The organism is Paenibacillus sp. S150, from assembly GCF_019352175.1.
In the GTDB taxonomy this organism is placed as follows: domain Bacteria; phylum Bacillota; class Bacilli; order Paenibacillales; family Paenibacillaceae; genus Paenibacillus_AQ.
In genome coordinates, this window is the sequence record NZ_JACBYI010000059.1 from 14170 (window position 1) to 34533 (window position 20364).

Genomic DNA, 20364 nt, shown 5'->3' on the forward strand with positions numbered 1-20364 from the left:
CAAGTTTCCCTGTCCTTACCTGGACAACTCCATGCGGCTGTTATGATTTCGCTTCACTTATGGAATACTTAGTTCTGCTGCCGTCTTGCAAATGGGAGGCAGCTGCCGGCGTTCCCCAGGATTTCCAGTCGCCTGGCCCAAGGAAAAACTATTTAAAAATTTTATAAAACAATGCTTGCCACCCTACTCAAATTTGAATATAATGAGGCTCACGAAACTTTTTTCCAAAGGAGTCTGCAAAACAATGAACAGTAAAGAAAGCAATCTTAAGCTCGTAGTTGTCGGCTTGCTGCTGGGTATACTTATGTCCGCTATGGACAATACCATCGTAGCATCAGCTATGGGCACCATCGTTTCCGACCTAGGCGGACTCGATAAGATCGTCTGGGTAACCTCGGCTTATATGGTCATGGTTATGGCCGGAACGCCGATCTTCGGTAAATTGTCCGATATGTATGGCCGGAAGCGTTTTTTTATCTTTGGCCTGATTGTATTCCTGGTCGGCTCCGCGCTATGCGGTACGGCAACCAGCATTACCCAGCTGAGCATATACCGCGCCATACAAGGGGTTGGCGGAGGTGCGCTTATGCCAATCGCCTTCACCATTGTGTTCGATATATATCCCCCGGAAAAAAGAGGCAAGCTCACCGGACTCTTCGGCGCGGTCTTCGGTATTTCCAGCGTGTTGGGTCCCCTGCTCGGCGCTTATATTACCGACTACGTGGGCTGGCAGTGGATTTTCTATATCAACCTGCCGATTGGCATTGTCGCTTTTATATCAATCACTATGTCCTACAAGGAATCCGTTTCCCACGCCAAGCAGCGCATTGACTGGGGCGGCGCCTTCACTCTGGTCGGCGCAATTATCTGCCTGATGTTTGCCCTGGAGCTGGGCGGCAATCAGTATGCCTGGGATTCGGCTGCGATTCTCGGCTTGTTCGCCGGCTTCGCGGTGCTGCTGATCGCTTTCCTGCTCATTGAACGCGTGGCGCCTGAGGCGGTCATTTCCTTCGCCATGTTCCGCGAGCGGCTATTTGCAACCAGCAGTCTGCTGGGGCTGTTCTACGGATCGGCCTTCATCGCCGCCACAGTATACATCCCGATTTATGTGCAGGGGGTAAATGGCGGCTCAGCTACCAATTCCGGGCTTATCCTGATGCCAATGATGATCGGCTCAGTGGTCGGCAGCCAGACTGGAGGATTGCTTACTGCCAAGACCAGCTTCCGCAATATTATGGTGTTGTCGGCTGTCTGCTTTGTGGCCGGTGTGTTCTCTTTAAGCACACTATCCCCTGAGACCTCCCGGCTTATGCTTAATGTGTTCATGGCGCTGACCGGCTTTGGCGTAGGATTCTCATTCTCCGTGCTCAGCATGTCTTCGATTCACCATTTTGACATGCGCCAGCGCGGCTCTGCGACATCGACCAGCACCTTCATGCGTTCGCTGGGGATGACGCTCGGCATTACGATCTTCGGGATTATTCAGCGCAACAGCTTCACGAACGGGCTCAGCGATGCCTTTGGCAGCAGTGCGGAAGCCTCAACGTTCGGCGATCCGCGTGCGGCTCTGACTCCTGAAGCCAGAGCGCAGATTCCTGCTCCCGTGCTGGAGAAGATCACCAGCGCTTTGTCCGGCTCGATTGCCCATACCTTTATGTGGGCGCTTGTTCCCGCGATTTTGGGCTTTGTTTTTGTTCTGCTGATGCCCGGTGACCGTTTGGCCGTTCACGGCAAAAAACAGCAGCAGCCGGCCGGCAACCGGAGCTAATCCGTCATGTCCATAAAAATGGTTATTCTTGGCCTGCTGCTGGAACGGAATATGCATCCTTATGAGATTACGCTGGTGCTGAAGGAACGCACGATGGACAAAATGATGAAGCTGCAGATGGGATCTTTATACTATGCCGTGGATAAGCTGGCTCAGGAGGGACATATCGAAGCCGTTGAGGTCATCCGCAGCAGCGACCGCCCGGACAAGACGATCTACCGTATCTCGGACAAAGGCAAAGCTCTGTTCGAGCAGCTTATTCTGCAGCAGATCAGAAAAAATGATCCGGCCTATCATCCCCTCTACACCGCGCTTGCGTTCTCGCGCCATATCGATCAGAGCAAGGTCGAGAAGCTGCTGGAGGAGCGGATTCGTGAAACCGAGCATCAGGTGAATTTCGCCTACCAGGTGTATGAGGAGCATATTGCCATCGTTCCCCGCTCGGCACTGCATGCAATGTACGGCAAATACGAGCATAGCCTAACCGAGCTGAAATGGCTGCAGCGCCTTTACGAGGATGTGGCCGCACGGAAGCTGAATGATATCGGAATACCGCTTGATTTGTAAATTTCAAGGCTTCTATGTGACAGCGGCATTTGTAACCCGGACGCCAATCGTTCCGACCAGACAGCTATATTATGTGCTCCAAAAGAGGCCCTTGGGGCCTCTATGCTGTTTACCGAAGAGCAAATCCGTTTATTAATGAGCAAACTGCCGGCACCGGGCAGCTTCACCGCCACATTGACCCGGGTTCCGGACTCTGCCAGAAAGCGAGGGGAAGACGCATGGATAAGTACAAGCAGCTCCAAGGAGACAAACGCGACCATCCCGAGCAATACCCCGCAGAGAACCCCAGTCTGTTCGATCAATCTTCCTGACCTCTTAAATTCATTTTCGTTAAAGTCATTCGATTTTCCATGGTCTCAACGGTTCCGCCTGCTGTCTTACTTAGATATCCATTTTGTATGGTGGAAATAATTATTTCTTCCGCCATTTCTTGTGGTGTTTGTGACATATGTACCTCCTTCCCAAAGTCCTATTTCACAAGCAAAGGAAGGATATGGATAGACAAAAAGTAACAAAAAGACCGTACTTTGATAGAGTACAGTCTGCTATAATAAACCAGTACAATGGCATAAGGGCGGACGGCTAATCTCCCGTGAAGGGAGGTGATGCCTGTGGGAGATAAAGGATGCATTGACGTTAATGATCCAATTTGCAACGTTGAATATACTCATTTTATCTTTCAACAAAAAGAAGTAGACCGCCCATCTTGGTAGGGTGAGCGCGATCTACTTCTCTGTTGCCTTATACCAAGGCTGTCCGCTCTTAATGCGGATTGTACATGGGAGTCGTGTTGACGCACGGCTCCTTCTTTATTTTATCTTAGCATATCGGAAATTATACAGCAACGTGATACAAAAATAATCAAAAAGTATTGTACACGCATGCTACACTCTAGGTAGCAAAATAGATCAGGCGAAGGACTCCATACGGGGTCCTTTTTATATACACCAAACTTTAGGAGGAAAGACCACGAATAGAGCAGAGGTTGAACAGATTTTCGAGGAAATGTACGAGAAGAAGCGACGAGAATCAGCAAGGAATAGAGCGAGAGAAGAAAGATTAAAAGAGTTTAAGAGGGGTTAATATGGCGGCAAGTATGTTTAACCTGGACACCATACGCAAGGCAGCAAAGACGTACAAATCAACTACTGGATCATCACCGACAATCACGGGTGCTGTATCGGCTAAGCCCACATCGAATATTACACTTCCGCAGGTGGCGATTACGGCAGCAAGCAACGTACGTAAGCGTAAGCAGGAGGAAAAGGATAAGGAAGGCACCAAACACCATTCCTCCAGCGACAAGAAGTACCATACCGGATTCTAAAGATGTACAATATTGTATGCAGAGCGAACCTGAGAATCCGCTCTTGCGAGCTGATGGCTGCTTCTGACGGCAGGATATTCGTCAGGACGGGTGTTCAAATTCTCAAGGCTAGCTGATCTAGCTGCAATTCTATTGTCTTGGAGGGATCAATTTGCTGAAAACGCTGCCACTGAACAAACGCGGAATCTCCGCCAGCCGACTTGCCCTGGGATGCATGGGGCTTGGCGGAGGCTGGGACCACGAACCGATTACAGCCGGAAATGTGAAACAGGGCCATGAGGCGGTGGAAGCTGCACTGGACATCGGCATCAACTTTTTCGACCACGCCGATATCTACACCCGCGGGAAGGCCGAGAAGATATTCGGACAGATTTTCAAGGACCGGCCGGGCCTGCGTGAAAAGATCATTCTGCAATCCAAATGCGGAATCAGGCTGATGGGGCCGGGAGACAGCTCCAATGTATTCGACTTCTCCAAGGAGCATATCCTGAGCAGTGTAGACGGAACGCTCTCCCGTCTGGGGACAGAGTATATCGATATCCTGCTGCTGCACCGGCCCGATCCGCTGATGGACCCCGAAGAAGTCGCCGAAGCGCTGCATCAGCTCAAAGCGGCGGGAAAGGTTAGACATTTCGGTGTGTCCAATATGAGCGCCGCCCAGATCAAGCTGCTTCAGACCTGCTGCGATGAGCCCTTCATTGTCAATCAGCTGCAAATGAGCCTGGCCGAAATCAGCTGGGTCGATGCCGTAATCAGCATCAACCGGGAACCCTGGAAGGACATCACCTTTCCCGAGGGCACCATTGAACACTGCCGCGCAGAGAATATCCAGCTTCAAGCCTGGGGGCCGCTGGCCCAGGGAATTTTCAGTGGCCGTTCCCTGGAAGGGCAGCCGGCAAATATCGTGAACACAGCCGCCATGGTCAAGCGGCTTGCTGAAGAGAAGAGCACTACGCCCGAGGCGATTGTACTCTCCTGGCTGATGACCCACCCGGCCGCAATCCAGCCGGTAATCGGCACAGTGAACCCGCAGCGGATCTCTGCCTGCAGGGATGCGGACAAGCTGGAGCTGTCCCGCAAGGAATGGTACGACCTGTATGTCAGCTCACGCGGCGAGAAGCTGCCTTAAGTCTGCGGGGCTACCCGGTTAAGACCAGAGGCAAGCCCAGGAAATGTAAAATCCCCAGACTGCCTCTGGTTTAATTTTGTCTTGTTTAACTCCAGCCTGATTTTACTCCTTTATAGAAGTGTAAATCCCGTTACTCTGTCTCCGTCACCAATAAATCAGCCGCCAGCTTAGCTATGCTTCAGTGGCAGTGGAGCTCAAATCCTGAGCAGCAGGATGGACAATAACCACGCCTACATCAACGGCTTCCGGCTGCTCGCCGGCGGATGCCACAGTACGGGAATGGTGCCCGCAGGAACGAATTTTCATCCCGCGATACCTTAAGCCAGGCTTGGATTTCCGGACAGGCCAGGGCATCCCGCAAGGCTCAGTTCAGCCATGTCACTACCGGCTCTGCATGCGCTCAATTTAAAGGTATCTTTACCCTTCATTCCGCCTCCCGTCCCGCATCCGGCCAATTCAAGGGTATTTTTACCCTTCATTCCGCCCGTTCTGCTCAGTTGAATCTGGTGCCGCACGCATCAGTATCCCTGCTGCAGCCAAACTACAGCCTTTCTTATATCCTGCCCGTCCAGCCTTTTCTGCATATTCCTTCCTGTCCCACCTGTTAATTAGTCTTTCCGTCTATTCCCGAATGCAGGACTCGCCCAATCTCCTTGTCCCGAAACGTTCCATGCTTCCTTCCGTCCCCAACCGCAGTCCTTGAAAGTACGTCCTTTATAAAGAACAAATCAAGAAAAACAGCGATTTACCCAGATATTCGCAGATAAATAACAAAATTCAGACTTTATTGCGAACATTTAGACGAAATCAGCATTTTTCTTTTGCCCGGGCGGCAGTGTATGATTTGCTTACGATATCGTTCTTAATAAAGAACGAATATAGCGAATGATTTCGGCCAGTCTTGAGAGGAGGGCCTGCCTCTGTGTCCTAGATCCGCCAAACGGCGTAAAAGGAAAAATCATAAAACCGGTCTTCGCATCCTGCAGTCCGGAATGGCCTTATCAGTTCTCTTTCTGTATACCTCCGGCCAGACCGGCAGTACTTACGGAGGATTCAGTTCATCCGGGCAGCAGGACAGCACCCTGGAGCTATGCAGCGTATTCCCCGGTCAGATCGAACAGCTGCTGTCGGAATTCTCCGGGCATATCCACAGCATTATCAAGCTCAAAGCTTCACTTGCCGGCCGCAGTCCCGCAGGTGATACCAGCCTGCTCCCCGGCACCGGAAGCCTGTCCCCGGATGAGCTGGATGAGGCCGCAGCAAAAACATCCGGCCAAATTGCTGCGGCACATGCGGAAATGGCCACGATTAGCGGACAGCTCAGCTTCAACAGCGGAGTCTGGCAGCAGATTCTGCAGGAAGTCAGCAATGCCGCGGCAATCCTGAAGAAAATTGGAGGCTACATGATTAATCTGGAACCGAACTGCCTGGAAATCCGGGACGAGGAGGCATTCCGGCAGCTTCAGCCGAGCGCCCTGCAAAGCGGCGTCTTATCCGAATCGCTGGCAGACACTTTAAACGGGATTATAGACTATCTGAGCTCCATCCATGCCATCGGCAGCACACTGCCGGATGGTAATCCTGACCGGATAATACTCCGTCCGGGAAGCTCTTACTTTTCGGCTGCGGAACCCTTTATCCTCTTCGTGGCCAAGGCCTATCAGGCAGCACCCGGTGTATCCGCCGGACTGCAGACCGCTTATGAGCAGCTAAGCAAGGATCTGACGGCCGCACTCGAAGACTTGAACACCTCCATCAGCAGTCTGCAGAAGCAACAGGCACAAATAGCCGGCGCCAAGGCGGAGCTGCTGGAGAAGGCTCAGGCAGAAGAAGCCGCAGAAGCAGCCAGGCAGGTGGACGAAAGCACCCCAGGCGGTGCAGACCCGGTTGTAACCGGGCCCGGCTCAGAGCAGCTACCCGGGGCCGGAGACAATAAGGGGCCCGTTCCAGAAGACGCCTCCCCTTCTCCAGGCACAGGAGAGGAAGACGGCAAGCCTTCCGCCGAGACACCGGACCCCGGGGCCATTCCAACCCCTGCAGCTCAAAATGTCAGCATTCCTGATGGGGCTGCAGTACCAACGGCAACGCCTGACAAGGGTACTTCCGAAGAGAAGCCTTCGGTACAGGCAGCCCCCGTGCCTACAGCTGCACCTGTTCCAGATAACGATTACAGTAAAGGCGGCGATTAACAATGCGGATCAAAAAAATAGTCAGCACCACACTGTCCACGCCAGTGCTTCTGGTCTTCCTGCTGGTAGTAGTAGCCGTGATCATCTCCAAGGCCTCCGGCGGAGAGCCTGCCTTCTTCGGCTATCAGATAAAAACCGTGCTGTCCGGCTCCATGGAACCCGGCATTCATACCGGTTCTATTGTAGCCATCAAGCCCGGCGGCGATATGGCCCGTTTTCAGAAGGGAGATGTCATCACATTCCTGAATCCCGATAATATCCTGATCACCCACCGCGTCGTGGATGCCGCAGCAAACAGCGCCTTGGGCGATGCCACCTACACCACCAAAGGCGACAATAATGACGCCGCGGACTCGGCACCCGTCAGTTCAACCAATGTAGTAGGCCAATACACCGGCGTAACCATTCCTTATGTGGGCTATGCGATGAATTTTGCGGTTTCCAGGGCAGGCAGCGTCATACTGATGATTATCCCGGGGCTGCTGCTGCTGCTCTACGCTTTGTTCACCTCCTGGAAGGCCATTGCGGCACTGGAGAAGAAAAATGCAGGCTCCGGCGGCCCGGCCGTTCCAGAGCCTTCACCCAAGGTCCTGCAATAACGGATTGTCCTCTCCCGTTTACGAAATGCGGAGCCGCAACAGATAGCATGATTCACCCGTTGCCAACAAACAAAGAACTGTGAGAGAGGGATGAACAAATGAACATCAAAAAAACACTGGGGCTCGGCGTAGCCTCGGCAGCGCTTGGCCTGACCCTGGTCGGCGGGGGAACTTTCGCTTACTTTAGCGATACCGCACAAAGCACAGCTTCTTTTAACAACGGAACACTCAGCTTAGCTTCTGATCCAGCCGTCATTGTCGACCTCAGCAATCTGAAGCCGGGGGATTTGATCACCAGAGATTTCAAGCTGAAAAATGACGGTTCCCTGGATATCTCCACGGTCCTGCTGAAAACTGCAGCCGAGGTAACAGATGCCGGCAACAATAACGGGGCACACAACCTCAAGGAGGATATTATCGTTACCTTCCTGAACAACAATGACAAAAAACAGCCGGAGCTCTTAATCATCTCGCTGGCCGAGCTGGAGAATCAAAGTCCTGATTTAGTGGCCAGAAAAATTCTCGGCACGATTCTCGGCGGGGAGAAATCGGGAATTCAGGCAGGCACCCAGGATACGCTCTCTGTCCAGTTTGCCTTCAAAGAAACCTTTCAGCCACAGAACTATTACCAGGGCGACAGGCTGAAGCTGAACTGGACCTTCGAAGCCAGCCAAGGGGCAGGCGTTTACAAATAACCGTTTTACACCCTGTTGCAACAATACTAAATTAACCGAGGAGGATTTACATTATGGGGATCAAAAAAACACTGGGTCTGGGCATTGCATCGGCGGCACTGGGATTGTCTTTAATCGGAGGCGGCACATTCGCTTACTTCAGTGACACCGCGCAGAGTACCGCAACCTTCGCGGCAGGAACGCTGGACCTGAATACCAACCCGTCGGAGATCGTCAGCCTCAGCAACCTCAAGCCCGGCGATATTGCCGTCCGCAGCTTCACATTGCAGAACAGCGGCACACTTGATATCAAGGAGCTTAAGCTCGACAGCGCATACACAGTTACCGACGCCGGCACGGACAATGGCGCTCGGGATCTGGGTGAGCATTTCAAAGTAAAGCTTCTCAGTGACAGCTACGTCAGCGGCGATATCACCAATTTTGTGACCGGGGAAATTTCCCTTAAGGATTTGAAGGACACGGCAAACTATGATCTGATCAGTACGGGCGCACTGCCCGGCGGCATCGCAGCGGGACAATCCAAGGTGTTCAAGGTAGCCTTCGTCTTTGTCGACAACGGCCAGGACCAGAATGTATTCCAAGGTGATGCGCTTGCGCTTACCTGGACATTCAACGCTAAACAAGGCTTAGGAGAACTCAAATAAGCGGGCACAGCACTTCCCGCCAAAACCGGCATATCCTCCCTATCCGGGCGGATATGCTTTTTTCCCTGTAGAGTAAAGCTTACAATCGCTTGATTTGGCTCTGAAACAATGATTTTTGTCCGTTTTGCGGAAATTTGTTATACTGATAACAAAAAGTACGGAGGGGCGTTGCAATCGTGCCTGATAATATGGGAAGCCGCATCCACCGTCTCCGTCTGGAAAAAGGCTGGTCCTTATCCGAGCTGGCTGACAAGGCCGATGTGGCGAAATCATACTTAAGCAATGTAGAAAGAAATATCCAATCCAACCCCTCAATTCAATTCATCGAAAAAATCGCCGACGCGCTTCAGGTTTCCATTCACAGCCTGCTCTATGGCGAACCCCCGGATACTGACGGCTCCTCCCTGGATGGAGAATGGTTCAGGCTGGTTCAGGAAGCCATGGCCTCGGGCATAAGCAAGCGGGAATTCAAAGAGTTTCTGGATTATCAAAAATGGCGTCTGGAGCATAAGGATCAATGATTAATGAGCCTCCAGGAAGCTCCAACGATACAGAAAAGGACACAGCAACTGCCCGCTGTGTCCTTTTCTGTATGTATTTCCGCATTGTCAACGCCCCTACATCGCCTGTAACGCTGTCTTTTCGCTGAAAAACCGGCGGATTTCCTCCGCCCCGATTCCTGCCTCCTTGGCAGACATCAGCAAATACACCCATTCTAGATCCAGATCACCCGTCAGCAGTTCTCCGTCATTCCCCTGGTTGGACTTATCCAAGATATCTCCTCCTAGAATTTTTGCGTCCCCAGGCAGTCCGGCCGTCGTAGTAGCCGCAGCATCTCTACATTAGACCCGAGACTTTGTGTCCCTGCCTTTCGGCAGGTTTACCCTTTACTGGATCCTTCACATGAAAGGATCTGGTTAGAAAGCAATGAAACCGTTATCCGCAATAACATTATACAGAATCTCACACGAAAAGTGTGTCGATTTCTGGAATTATTTTGTGCTAAATAGAGCAAAAGATTAGCTTTTTTTGTGAGGCTTTGTCCAATATATATGACTTCAAGAATTGTTCATGAATACACCCTGCTCATATGTGGGTAATTGTTACTGGAGGCTGCCGTTCAAACGCCCCTCCGGCAACCGATATCCGTTCTTTATCATTTGCGGACTGAATCATGCCGTTTTGCGAACGGATTCCCCGAAAGTATGAATTGATTACACGTCTTGAAAGTAGCACAATAAGATGAGGAATGAAACCGTAAACATCGCAGCTCCACTATCGCCGCGCCTAATGCGGCACGTGGGGTTCATCCGTTAGGAGGATGTATTCATGGCAGTCAAAGAGCCCTATAACGAATCCATTTGGAGTAAGTATCACGGCCCCAATTTGGGCTATATTCAAGAGAAATATGAGCAATTCGTTAAAGATCCCTCTTCAGTAGAGCATCATTACCGCGAGCTGTTCACCGTTTCCGGCCCTCCTCCGCTCGCTCCGGATTCTGTACAGCCCTCCCAGCCTGTTCTTTCGGGAGATACAGAGTGGCTCAAAAAGGCCGTAAGAGCCTCCAAGCTAATCGCCAATATTCGTATATATGGCCATATGGCGGCCAGCATCGATCCGCTTGAGCAGGGGAACAACCCCATGGCAAAATGGCTGGATTATGAAACCTATGATCTGACCCGCGAGGACCTGATTGCCATGCCCGCCTCGCTGATCTGGGAGAACTCCCCGCCGGATGTTCATACCGCCTGGGATGCTGTCCACCGGATGCGCCAGGCTTATACGCAGACTATCGCCTATGAATTCGGGCATGTCCATGATGAGGGGGAGCTGCGCTGGCTGAACGGCCAGGCGGAGTCTACAAGCTCTCCCGCCCCCCTGAACAACACCGAGCGCAAGGAGCTGCTGAACCGCCTGATCCAGGTGGAGCAATTCGAGACCTTCCTGCATAAGACCTTTGTCGGCCAGAAACGCTTCAGCCTGGAAGGCAATGATGCGCTGGTGCCCATGCTGGATGAGATTGTCCGCGCCGCCGCACATGATGGTGCCGAGCATATCCTGATGGGCATGGCCCACCGCGGACGCCTGAACGTGCTGGCCCATATTCTCGGCAAGCCTTATGATATTATTTTCTCGGAATTTCATCATTCCCCGAACAAGGAGCTGTTCCCTTCCGAAGGCTCCATGGGCATCAACTACGGCTGGACCGGCGATGTGAAATACCATCTGGGCGCTGACCGCGCTGTACGCGAGGGCGAGACCGTCCGCACCCGCATTACACTGGCCAATAACCCGAGCCATTTGGAATTCGTCAACCCGGTCGTCGAAGGCTTCACACGCGCTGCCCAGGAGGACCGGAATTCACCGGGATTGCCGCAGCTCGACACAAACAAGGCCATGGCTGTGCTGATGCACGGGGATGCCGCTTTTCCGGGGGAAGGCATTGTTGCAGAAACGCTCAACATCGGCAAGCTGAAAGGGTACTCCAACGGGGGCACGGTGCATATTATCGTCAATAACCGGATCGGCTTCACAACCGAAAGTGAAGATTCCCGCTCGACCCACTATGCCAGCGACCTTGCCAAAGGCTATGAGATTCCCGTCGTCCACGTGAATGCCGATGATCCCGAGGCCTGCATTGCCGCCGTCCGCCTGGCCTGCGCTTACCGCAATCTGTTCAAGAAGGATTTTCTGATTGATCTGATCGGCTACCGCCGCCATGGCCATAATGAAATGGATGATCCGGAAACGACCCAACCGGTTGTATACGGCAGAGTGCGCAAGCACCCGACCGTGTACCGTATCTATGCAGAGCGCCTGCAGCGGGAAAAAATCATCGCTGCGGATGATGTCAATCGGATGAACATTGACGCCGAGAAGGTGCTGCAGCAAGCCTTTGACCTGATGAAGGATGGCAAACACAAGAGCGGCGAGGCGAAGACCTCCGTGCCTGTGGAGACGGAGACCTCCCAGCCGCCGTCCACAGCCGTTCAGCTGGAGCAGCTGCAGCAGGTCAACCGCGAGCTGCTGACGGTGCCGGACGGCTTCAAGGTCTATCCGAAGCTGGAGCGGATTCTGCAGCGCCGCAAGGATGCGCTGAATGACGGTGAACGCGTGGACTGGGCACTGGCCGAAACGCTGGCGTTCGCCACCATTCTGAAGGACGGCACGCCGATCCGCCTGAGCGGCCAGGATTCCCAGCGCGGTACCTTCGCCCACCGCCATCTGGTGCTGCACGACAGCGAGACAGGCGGACTGTTCTCCCCGCTGCACCAGCTCAGCGGTTCCAAGGCTTCGTTCGGCGTCTATAACAGCCCGCTCTCGGAAGCCTCGGTCCTGGGCTACGAATACGGCTATAATGTGTTCGCCCCGGAAACCTTCGTGATCTGGGAAGCGCAGTACGGGGATTTCGCCAATGCTGCGCAGGTCATTATTGACCAGTTCATCGCTGCCGGACGCGCCAAGTGGACACAGCGCAGCAATCTGACGATTCTGCTGCCGCATGGCTATGAGGGGCAGGGTCCTGAGCACTCCAGCGGAAGGCTGGAACGGTATTTGCAGCTCTCCGCAGAGGAGAACTGGACCGTGGCGAACCTCAGCTCTGCGGCGCAGTATTTCCATCTGCTGCGCCGCCAGGCAGCCTTGTGCGGCAAAGCTGACGCGCGGCCGCTTGTGATCATGGCCCCGAAGAGCCTGATCCGCAACCCGCGCAGCACCTCCGCCGGAGCCGAGCTGGCTTCGGGAAGCTTCCAGCCCGTCCTGCCTGAGCCGCTTCTTGGCGGCAGCCCGGGTGAGATCAAGCGGCTGGTAGTTTGCAGCGGCAAGGTGACCCTTGATCTGCAAACAGAGCTGGAAGCCGCCAAGGGTAAAGACTGGTCCTGGCTGCATATCCTCCGGCTGGAGCAGCTCTATCCGTTCCCGGAACGGGAACTGGCGGCGCATCTCAGCACCTTCCGCTCCCTGGAGGAAATCATCTGGGTACAGGAAGAACCGAAGAACATGGGCGGCTGGAGCTACGCCGAGCCCCGGCTGCGCGCCGTTGCCCCGCAGAGCGTCAGCGTGCAGTACATCGGCCGTCCGGAGCGTTCCAGCCCGGCAAGCGGTTATGCTGACGTGCATGCTTTTGAACAGCGTCGTATAGTTACAGAAGCCCTGAAATTAAATTCGCAAGTACAAGCGGCTGTACCGTCCTCCCGCTAGGACGGTGTCACAATAACGTAAACTATTCTATTTGGGGAGGTAACGGCCAGTGTCCGAAATTAAAGTACCCGATTTGGGCGAATCCATTTCCGAAGGAACGATCTACAAATGGCTGGTGAAGGAAGGCGACACTGTCGGCCAGGGGGATGTGCTGGCAGAGCTGGAGACTGACAAGGTCAATCTGGAGATCAGTGCGGAGGAGGATGGCGTCATCTCCTCCATCCTGCGCCAGGCCGGCGAGAACGTGGCCGTCGGCGAGGCGATCGGCATCATCGGCAGCGGCGCCGGCACGGCAGGCGCCGCGGCGCCTCAGGCCGCTGACAGCAAGCCGGAAGCCCCGGCGGCAGACAGCGAAGCGCCGGTCGCCGCCGTACCGCAGGCTGCAGCGCCGGCCGCGCCCGCTGCAACCGCAGGAGCGGCGGCGGGCACTGCGGCCCTGGCTTCGCCGGGGGCGCGCAAGCTTGCGCGGGAGCGGGGCATCGACCTCGGCGAGGTCAGCGCCCGTGACCCCATCGGCCGGATCGCTGCGGCCGATGTGAAGGGCCATGGCGCAGCCGGGCCGGAGGCCGCTGCGCCGAGCGCTCCGGCGACGGTAAAGCCGTCGCCGCTGAAGCCTGCGGCGGCAGGCGCTGCACCGCAGGGGGACGGCAAAGCCGTGGAGCGCAAGCGCATGTCGCGCAGACGGCTGACCATAGCCAGCCGCCTGGTGGAGGCGCAGCAGACCGCAGCGATGCTGACCACCTTCAACGAGGTGGACATGACGGCGATCCTCGACATCCGCAAGCGCCGCAAGGATGCCTTCAAAGAGAAGCATGATGTCGGCCTCGGCTTCATGTCCTTCTTCACCAAGGCGGTGATCGGCGCGCTCAAGGCCTATCCGCTGCTGAATGCCGAGATCGACGGTGAGGATCTCCTGATTAAGAAGTACTACGACATTGGCATCGCCGTATCTGCCAAGGAAGGCCTCGTAGTGCCGGTTGTCCGTGATGCGGACCGGCTGAGCTTCCCGGAAATCGAGCGGCGGATCGGCGAGCTGGCCTCCAAGGCACGCACCAACACGCTCAGCCTTCCGGAGCTGCAGGGCGGCACCTTCACCATCACCAATGGCGGAGTGTTCGGCTCGCTCATGTCAACACCGATCCTCAATACGCCGCAGGTCGGCATTCTGGGCATGCACAAGATCCAGCTCCGTCCAATCGCCCTGGACGAAGAACGAAGCGCCAACCGCCCGATGATGTACATCGCGCTGTCCTATGATCACCGCATCGTGGACGGCTCGGAAGCGGTAAGCTTCCTCGTCAAGGTCAAGGAGCTGCTTGAAGACCCCGAAGCGCTGCTGCTGGAAGGGTAAGTCTGCCTGCAAGGCAGGAACACACCTCCGCCGTACTGACAGGTTCCGCCTTTGCTTGGGGACCTTGGAACAGAGCAGCTATTGCACGCACATCTACAGAGGCACCGTCAGGACCGCTACGGCGTTCTTGCCGGTGCCTCTTTTATAGCACAATCCAATCCTTGTCCGCTCCGCCCAGCTCTTCAACGCAACCTGCAACCCGCCAAAGGCCAAATATCAAATCCCGCACAGGCCAAGTGGATTTTGTACACCTAATTCAGTGCCATTCGCCTAACAGCGGCATTTAGTTGCATTTTCTACACCTAATTCGACCAAACCGGCTACATATCGGGCCAATCGGCTTAATTAGTTTTACTTTTTCCACCTAATGTTTTACAAGAGTCGAATGGGGGGCTGGGTAGTGGCAGAATTTCCACTTAGCTCATCGCAACTGCGCTCAAGCCCACAAGTTTATCTCCTATAAAACCAGCAAGTAGAAACGGCTACGCCGTCCTTATAAGGGACGGGGTGTTTCAGCGAGAAATAGAAGGATAATGGATAGCGTGAAACATATAAATTTTTATCTTTCAAAAAAGAGATATCCGCCGCCCGTTTGCACGGAGGGCATGGATATCTCTTTTTCGTCAGATATTTCTTTGTCTGTAATCTTAATAAGCCGACAGCGTGTTATATATGGCTCAAGCCGTGTGCCGCGAGGGCTTCAGGCTCATTCCCTTTTTCAGCGCCTGCTTCTGCACCGGAGGCTTCAGGGAAACCGCCAGCAGGCAGGCCAGCAGGCATAAGAGGCCAATGACAATGAAGGTAGGCTTAAACCCGCCGAGAAACGCGGCGATGAACGAGCCGGCCAGCGCGCCGATGCCGAAGCCCTGGTAGACAATGCCATAGTTCTTGCTGTGGTTCTTCAGGCCGAAGAAATCGCTGACAATCGCCGGGAACACCGTAATGTTGCCCCCGAAGCAGAAAGCAATCGCAGCCACACAAGCGAAGAACAGGCCATAGTTCAAGGTTGCGAAGCTGAGGGTCAGCATCGCTGCGGCGGTGGCCAGCAGTGTGGCGCTGACCAGCTTCAAGCGGCTCATCCGGTCGGACAAGGCCCCCAGAATCAGGCGTCCCGCGGTATTGAAGATAGCGATCATAGCTACGGCATTGGCCGCTGCCGCGATATCCAGACCCGCCAGCTGCACACCGATATCCTTGACGATACCGATCAGGTAGAGGCCGCTCATGCAGGCGGTGAAGAAGATTGCGAACAGCAGATAGGCTTCCTTCGTGCGCAGCATCTCTTTGACGGTATAGTCTTTGGGCGCAGCAGGCATTCCGCTTGCCGCTTCTGTCCCGGCTGCGGCTGCATCCGGTGCGGCAGACCGCTGCGGCAGCGGCGTTGTTCCTTTGTCCGCCGCTTGTGCCGGAGCAGCCGCCGGAGCTTCCCTGACCAGCAGCGAGCCGGTCACGATCATTGCCATGACCATAAGGCCCCAATATAGGAAGGTATCCGATACGCCTGCCGATTCAATCAGGCTGCCGTTGATATATTTGAAGATGAGGCTTCCTGTTCCGTAAGCACCGACAGACACGCCGGAGATTAATCCTTTGTTCTTCGGGAACCATTTAATCAGATTGGACAGCGATGTGAGGTAAGCCGTTCCGTCTGCATACCCTACAACTACGCCGGCCAGCAGATAAAACATCGGAAGGGAGCTGGCCTGCGAACTTAAGATCAGGCCAAGCCCAAGCATAATCCCTGCGGCAGCGGTCAGTCTGCGGAGCCCGAAGCGGTCCTGCAGTTTCCCCGCGAACAGAGTCGCAAAGGCAAGGGCAAAGCTTGTAATGGAAAAAGTTATCGAAACAGAGCTGAGCTCAAAGCCAAATTTGCTGACAAGCTGCGCATTGAACAGGCTCCATGTATAAATCGTGCCCAGTCCCATTTGCATAATTACAGTACCCAGCACGATGAGCCACCGCTTGCTGCTTGGCGTAGTCGTAGTCATGGCTATTCCTTCTTTCTCTCTATTGTCGCTCCAAGGCCTTCTTTGCCTTTTCATTGTAGCGAAAATGCGCTTTCTTGAGAGAAATCCGGAATGAGATGACGCAAACGGGGAATGAACTGCCGTTAGAGGCGCATAATCTGCCTGAATTCCTTCCCCTTGCTGCGGCTGACCGGCACTTCAAAGCCCAGATCGTGCAGCCGCAGCAGATAGGTATTGTTGAACCAGGGGATGATTTCCTTGATCTTAGACAGATTCACGAGATACGACCGGTGGCAGCGGAAGAAGCGGTCCTGCGGCAGGCGGCTGTGAAATTCACTGATGCTGAGAGCCATGCTGTACGTCTCCTCTTTGGTGACCACATCCGTCGTTTTCTCCTGCGCCGAAGCATAATAGATCTCATTGGCATCAACGACGATGATTTTCTCATTTTTCCACAGATTGACCTTGCCGCTGACCTTCACATGCTCCCCCTCCCCACGGCGGCCGCGCGCCGCAAATGCCCCCTCCATCTTGCTGAGCATTGCCTTGATCCGCGTCTCGCTGTAGGGCTTCAGAATATAGTCAAACGCTTCAATCTCGAAGGCCTCGGCGGCATGCTCTTTATAGGCGGTAATGAATACGATGTAGGGCTTGACCGAGAACCGGCTGATATTCTGGGCGAGCAGCACACCGTCAATGGAAGGGATGTTGATATCCAGAAAAATCACATCCACTTCCTCCGTCTGCAGATACTTCAGCGCATCCAGTCCATCCTCGAACTCGGCGTCAATCCTTATGGCGCTGTGCGCTCCGATCAGAAAGGCAAGCTCGCTTCTTGCCAGCACTTCATCCTCTACAATTATCGCTCTCATCGCTGCTCCTTTGTAACGTCAAAATAGATTTCCGTCCCTCTATCCAGCCGGCGGATCGTCAGACCCTCGCCGTAAATCAGCTTCACCCGCTGATGCACGTTGTACAGCCCGATTTTGTTATCCGGCATATCTCCGCTGTAGACCTTCTCAATCGTCTCCCTGCTGATGCCTGCCCCGGTATCGGTAATGCCAATCCGCACCGCGTCTCCCAGATCTTTTACCGAAATGGTTACAATGCCCGTCCCCTTCACCTTCAGGATGCCATGGACAATCGCGTTCTCCACCAGCGGCTGAATGATCAGACTGGGAATCCGCACCTCCGCCTCGTCAATATCATACTCTACAGCCAGGCGGCTGCCGAAGCGGGCTTTTTCAATCTCCACATACTGCCGGACCTGCTGCAGCTCGCGCCGGATCCCGATGAACTCATCGGTCAGCTCCAGATTGTACCGCATATAACCCGACAAATTGACGATCAGCTCCCGCGCCTTATCCGGGTCAATGCGGATGGAAGAGATAATCGCGTTCAGCGCATTGAACAGAAAATGGGGATTGATGCTCGTCTGCAGCGCCTTCAGCTCCGCCTTGTTGGCCATCTCCTTGATGCCCTCGACCCGCGACACCTCCATCAATGTAGAGATGATCTGCGACAGCCCGACCGCCATTGCCTGCAGGGAATAGGTGATTTTGTGGGCTTTGGTGTAATAAATCTTGAGCGCTCCCGTGATCTCACCCTTCTCCTTAAGCGGAATAATGATCAGCGAGCGGATCGCCCGGTTCATGTATTCGGTGTCGTCATCGCGGATCGTAATCTCGCCGCTGCTGAGGGTTTTCTTCGTCTCTTCGCTGATAATCTCATCCGTTTCCGCATAATATTCCTCCCCAACGCCAACATAGGCGCGGATATGGCGCGTATCGGTAATGGCGACCGCATCCGCTCCGATGTCCTCCTTGATAATCTCGCAAATGATGCGCAGCGACTGGGGATTGATGTTGCGGAAATACGGGAGGGTCTTATTGGCAATATCCAGGGCCAGCTTGGACTGCTTCGCGGCAATCCGCTCCTTCTCCCCCTCCACGCTCTGAATGAGCAGGACAATCAGACCGACACTGACCTGCCCGACAATCATCGGAAAAGCAATCTTCGAAACAATGTCCGCCCCTAAGGACACAGGATTGGCCATCACCAGAATCAGCACCATCGTCAGCGCTTCACAGGCCATCCCGGCCACGATGCCCGCGATCCAGCGGCGCTCCGCCGAGGTACGGCGGTAAATTATCCCCGAGACAATCCCCGCTGTAATGCTTGTAATCAGGCAGGGCACCGACGTAACTCCGCCAATGTCGATCAGGAAGCGGTGAACCCCGGAAATGATGCCGGTAATCAGCCCCACCCACGGGCCGAACAGAATCCCGCCTGCCACAATGGCAATGATCCGCACATTCACCAGCGATCCCTCGACATTAATGCCCGAGTAGGTCCCAAAGATGGCGAACAGACTGAAAACCACAGTTACCACCGCCAGCTCCTGGGGTGCATAAGCTCCTTTGACAAAAATCTCTTTAAACCGCGGCAGCCGCGTCAGCACGAACAGGCTCATGAACAGCAGCGCCGCCCGCTCCAGCAGCTGCAGCAGGATGGTCAGATTCATTTGCATTGCTGCGCCTCCAAAGGTCAATCTACCGGTCCATTATATGATGTGCTGTTCCGGATTAGCAATCAGTCCGCCGTTCCTGCAATTTCTTTTACAATATTTCTTATGATATCCATCCCTGTCATTCAGCCTTATAATAAGAGAACCTGCGTGACTGAAACCAGAGTATTACGGTAGCTTGAACTTTCTTTTGGAGGTGTTGATGATATGGAGGTGCCAACGCTGCGGATACATAATGAAGAAGACCTGCTGCGGGCTGTGAAGGACGACAGCTGGATGATGAGTATTCTGGCGGCTGTGAGGGAGCTGCAGCTGCCGGACTCCTGGGTCTGCGCCGGATTCGTTCGCTCCAAGGTCTGGGATATGCAGCACGGCTTCACACAAAGAACACCCTTGGCCGATGTGGATGTGATCTATTACGACCCGGACGATATCCGGGAAGAGGTGGAGAAGACCTGGGAGTCGCGGCTAAGAAAAGCAGACCCTTCTGTCCCCTGGTCGGTGAAAAATCAAGCGAGGATGCACACGGTTAACGGCCTCGTCCCTTATTCCTCCTCCACGGACGGCATGTCCAAATTTCCCGAGACCGCTGCTGCGCTTGGCCTTGCAATGGACGGATACGGAGAGCTTAAGCTATCCGCACCCCATGGGGTATCTGATGCAATCGGCATGATCGTCCGGGCATCGCCGCACTTCAAGGCCAACCGGAAGCTGCATCCTGTCTATGAGGAACGGGTCGCGAAGAAAAACTGGCAGGCTGTCTGGAAGCAGCTGCAGGTCTTGTCTGTACGGGAAGACTAGTACAACGGTTCAGAAGTTCTTTCCCCTCTGTTAGAATTCTAAAGGAAAATGAGGCAAATCAAAGCGCTTCGGTCCATTTGCACTGCCTTGCGAATCACAAGGACTAATGGGAAGCGACTTCCTTGCAGGGGAAGAGCTTTGTGCCATTGCTGTGTAAGCAAGCCCGCCCGTAACGATGGAGGGGAACTTGAGCGCTTCAGCTATTAGCCAGTTGCTCGGCTTCAACAACGGCATTTCTGCCGTTATCTCTGAGTGAGCCGGCCAGACAGGCTCCAACAACGGCATTTCTGCCGTTATTTCCGGGCAATCCAGCCTGACGGGCTTCAACAACGGCATTTTTGCCGTTATTTCCGGGCAATCTGGCCTGACGGGCTCCAACAACGGCATTTCTGCCGTTATTTCGGAGCAATCCAGCCTGACGGCCAGTAATCTTGCAAAGAAGCTTACATTCTATGGAAATCTAAAAAGTGCACAAAAAAAGAGATTCCTGTATCGTAGAAGTTGTAACGACACCCACGAAAGGAGATCTCTTGCTGTATAAGTTACCTGAACAAGGATTGTTATGTCAAGTCACTACGTGGTTAAACACGAAAAGCAGGT

General features: G+C 54.1%; 18 protein-coding genes and 1 riboswitch. Of the genes, 12 read left to right on the forward strand and 6 right to left on the reverse strand.

Features of this window, described 5'->3' with window-relative positions:
* The first annotated feature begins 244 nt into the window (after nucleotides 1-244).
* Both HYD27_RS29685 and HYD27_RS29690 read left to right on the forward strand, forming a co-directional pair.
* Nucleotides 245-1768: an MDR family MFS transporter gene (locus HYD27_RS29685; RefSeq protein WP_219221349.1), complete on the forward strand. Its 1524-nt coding sequence runs from the start codon at nucleotides 245-247 to the stop codon at nucleotides 1766-1768.
* A gap of 6 nt (nucleotides 1769-1774) precedes the next feature.
* Nucleotides 1775-2335, forward strand: a complete 561-nt coding sequence (locus HYD27_RS29690; RefSeq protein ID WP_219221350.1) for a PadR family transcriptional regulator — start codon at nucleotides 1775-1777, stop codon at nucleotides 2333-2335.
* A gap of 298 nt (nucleotides 2336-2633) precedes the next feature.
* On the opposite strand, the gene HYD27_RS29695 is transcribed toward HYD27_RS29690, so the two are convergent.
* Nucleotides 2634-2783 carry a hypothetical protein gene (locus HYD27_RS29695; protein WP_219221352.1) on the reverse strand — a complete coding sequence of 50 codons (150 nt, stop codon included), beginning with the start codon at nucleotides 2781-2783 and terminating at the stop codon, nucleotides 2634-2636.
* Nucleotides 2784-3419: 636 nt separating this feature from the next.
* Between HYD27_RS29695 and HYD27_RS29700 the strand changes: the two genes are divergently transcribed.
* From HYD27_RS29700 to HYD27_RS29730, 7 genes are all read left to right on the forward strand, one after another.
* Nucleotides 3420-3662: a hypothetical protein gene (locus tag HYD27_RS29700; protein WP_219221354.1), complete on the forward strand. Its 243-nt coding sequence runs from the start codon at nucleotides 3420-3422 to the stop codon at nucleotides 3660-3662.
* Between the two features lie 151 nt (nucleotides 3663-3813).
* On the forward strand, nucleotides 3814-4791 hold the full coding sequence (locus HYD27_RS29705) for an aldo/keto reductase (RefSeq protein ID WP_228745421.1): 978 nt from the start codon (nucleotides 3814-3816) through the stop codon (nucleotides 4789-4791).
* A 992-nt stretch (nucleotides 4792-5783) separates the two neighbouring features.
* Entirely contained in the window at nucleotides 5784-6980 is a 1197-nt protein-coding gene (locus tag HYD27_RS29710; RefSeq protein ID WP_219221356.1) for a hypothetical protein, read from the forward strand.
* A 2-nt stretch (nucleotides 6981-6982) separates the two neighbouring features.
* Entirely contained in the window at nucleotides 6983-7579 is a 597-nt protein-coding gene (gene sipW, locus HYD27_RS29715; protein WP_219221358.1) for a signal peptidase I SipW, read from the forward strand.
* A gap of 98 nt (nucleotides 7580-7677) precedes the next feature.
* A complete protein-coding gene (locus tag HYD27_RS29720) occupies nucleotides 7678-8274 on the forward strand; it encodes a TasA family protein (RefSeq protein ID WP_219221359.1) in 597 nt (198 codons plus the stop codon).
* Nucleotides 8275-8327: 53 nt separating this feature from the next.
* The gene (locus HYD27_RS29725) at nucleotides 8328-8918 is read left to right on the forward strand and encodes a TasA family protein (RefSeq protein WP_219221361.1); all 591 of its coding nucleotides are present in this window, start codon (nucleotides 8328-8330) and stop codon (nucleotides 8916-8918) included.
* A 188-nt stretch (nucleotides 8919-9106) separates the two neighbouring features.
* A complete protein-coding gene (locus HYD27_RS29730; RefSeq protein ID WP_220101810.1) occupies nucleotides 9107-9439 on the forward strand; it encodes a helix-turn-helix domain-containing protein in 333 nt (110 codons plus the stop codon).
* Nucleotides 9440-9535: 96 nt separating this feature from the next.
* On the opposite strand, the gene HYD27_RS29735 is transcribed toward HYD27_RS29730, so the two are convergent.
* Nucleotides 9536-9691 carry an anti-repressor SinI family protein gene (locus HYD27_RS29735; protein ID WP_228745422.1) on the reverse strand — a complete coding sequence of 52 codons (156 nt, stop codon included), beginning with the start codon at nucleotides 9689-9691 and terminating at the stop codon, nucleotides 9536-9538.
* A 28-nt stretch (nucleotides 9692-9719) separates the two neighbouring features.
* A riboswitch (cyclic di-GMP riboswitch) is annotated at nucleotides 9720-9813 on the reverse strand.
* Between the two features lie 434 nt (nucleotides 9814-10247).
* On the opposite strand from HYD27_RS29735, the gene HYD27_RS29740 reads away from it, so the two are divergent.
* Complete coding sequence (locus HYD27_RS29740) at nucleotides 10248-13118, forward strand: 2-oxoglutarate dehydrogenase E1 component (protein ID WP_219221365.1); 2871 nt, start codon at nucleotides 10248-10250, stop codon at nucleotides 13116-13118.
* A gap of 49 nt (nucleotides 13119-13167) precedes the next feature.
* Nucleotides 13168-14469 (forward strand): 2-oxoglutarate dehydrogenase complex dihydrolipoyllysine-residue succinyltransferase, encoded by a 1302-nt coding sequence (gene odhB, locus HYD27_RS29745; RefSeq protein ID WP_219221367.1) that lies wholly within the window; start codon nucleotides 13168-13170, stop codon nucleotides 14467-14469.
* A gap of 677 nt (nucleotides 14470-15146) precedes the next feature.
* On the opposite strand, the gene HYD27_RS29750 is transcribed toward odhB, so the two are convergent.
* From HYD27_RS29750 to HYD27_RS29760, 3 genes are all read right to left on the reverse strand, one after another.
* Entirely contained in the window at nucleotides 15147-16457 is a 1311-nt protein-coding gene (locus HYD27_RS29750; protein WP_219221370.1) for an L-lactate MFS transporter, read from the reverse strand.
* Between the two features lie 122 nt (nucleotides 16458-16579).
* Nucleotides 16580-17308: a LytR/AlgR family response regulator transcription factor gene (locus HYD27_RS29755; protein ID WP_219221372.1), complete on the reverse strand. Its 729-nt coding sequence runs from the start codon at nucleotides 17306-17308 to the stop codon at nucleotides 16580-16582.
* Complete coding sequence (locus HYD27_RS29760) at nucleotides 17305-18966, reverse strand: sensor histidine kinase (protein ID WP_219221374.1); 1662 nt, start codon at nucleotides 18964-18966, stop codon at nucleotides 17305-17307. Before HYD27_RS29760 ends, HYD27_RS29755 begins: the two co-directional genes overlap by 4 nt.
* A gap of 204 nt (nucleotides 18967-19170) precedes the next feature.
* Between HYD27_RS29760 and HYD27_RS29765 the strand changes: the two genes are divergently transcribed.
* The gene (locus HYD27_RS29765; RefSeq protein WP_219221376.1) at nucleotides 19171-19764 is read left to right on the forward strand and encodes a nucleotidyltransferase family protein; all 594 of its coding nucleotides are present in this window, start codon (nucleotides 19171-19173) and stop codon (nucleotides 19762-19764) included.
* A 196-nt stretch (nucleotides 19765-19960) separates the two neighbouring features.
* Here the strand turns inward: HYD27_RS29765 and HYD27_RS29770 are convergent, their stop codons facing one another.
* On the reverse strand, nucleotides 19961-20173 hold the full coding sequence (locus HYD27_RS29770; RefSeq protein WP_219221378.1) for a hypothetical protein: 213 nt from the start codon (nucleotides 20171-20173) through the stop codon (nucleotides 19961-19963).
* Nucleotides 20174-20364: the final 191 nt, after the last annotated feature.

Bases quoted from the DNA above. Each gene is read 5' to 3' on its own strand.
- HYD27_RS29685 (WP_219221349.1), top strand. From the start codon at position 245: ATGAACAGTAAAGAAAGCAATCTTAAGCTCGTAGTTGTCGGCTTGCTG.
- HYD27_RS29690 (WP_219221350.1), top strand. From the start codon at position 1,775: ATGTCCATAAAAATGGTTATTCTTGGCCTGCTGCTGGAACGGAATATG.
- HYD27_RS29695 (WP_219221352.1), bottom strand. From the start codon at position 2,783: ATGTCACAAACACCACAAGAAATGGCGGAAGAAATAATTATTTCCACC.
- HYD27_RS29700 (WP_219221354.1), top strand. From the start codon at position 3,420: ATGGCGGCAAGTATGTTTAACCTGGACACCATACGCAAGGCAGCAAAG.
- HYD27_RS29710 (WP_219221356.1), top strand. From the start codon at position 5,784: ATGGCCTTATCAGTTCTCTTTCTGTATACCTCCGGCCAGACCGGCAGT.
- sipW (WP_219221358.1), top strand. From the start codon at position 6,983: ATGCGGATCAAAAAAATAGTCAGCACCACACTGTCCACGCCAGTGCTT.
- HYD27_RS29720 (WP_219221359.1), top strand. From the start codon at position 7,678: ATGAACATCAAAAAAACACTGGGGCTCGGCGTAGCCTCGGCAGCGCTT.
- HYD27_RS29725 (WP_219221361.1), top strand. From the start codon at position 8,328: ATGGGGATCAAAAAAACACTGGGTCTGGGCATTGCATCGGCGGCACTG.
- HYD27_RS29730 (WP_220101810.1), top strand. From the start codon at position 9,107: ATGGGAAGCCGCATCCACCGTCTCCGTCTGGAAAAAGGCTGGTCCTTA.
- HYD27_RS29740 (WP_219221365.1), top strand. From the start codon at position 10,248: ATGGCAGTCAAAGAGCCCTATAACGAATCCATTTGGAGTAAGTATCAC.
- HYD27_RS29750 (WP_219221370.1), bottom strand. From the start codon at position 16,457: ATGACTACGACTACGCCAAGCAGCAAGCGGTGGCTCATCGTGCTGGGT.
- HYD27_RS29755 (WP_219221372.1), bottom strand. From the start codon at position 17,308: ATGAGAGCGATAATTGTAGAGGATGAAGTGCTGGCAAGAAGCGAGCTT.
- HYD27_RS29760 (WP_219221374.1), bottom strand. From the start codon at position 18,966: ATGCAAATGAATCTGACCATCCTGCTGCAGCTGCTGGAGCGGGCGGCG.
- HYD27_RS29765 (WP_219221376.1), top strand. From the start codon at position 19,171: ATGGAGGTGCCAACGCTGCGGATACATAATGAAGAAGACCTGCTGCGG.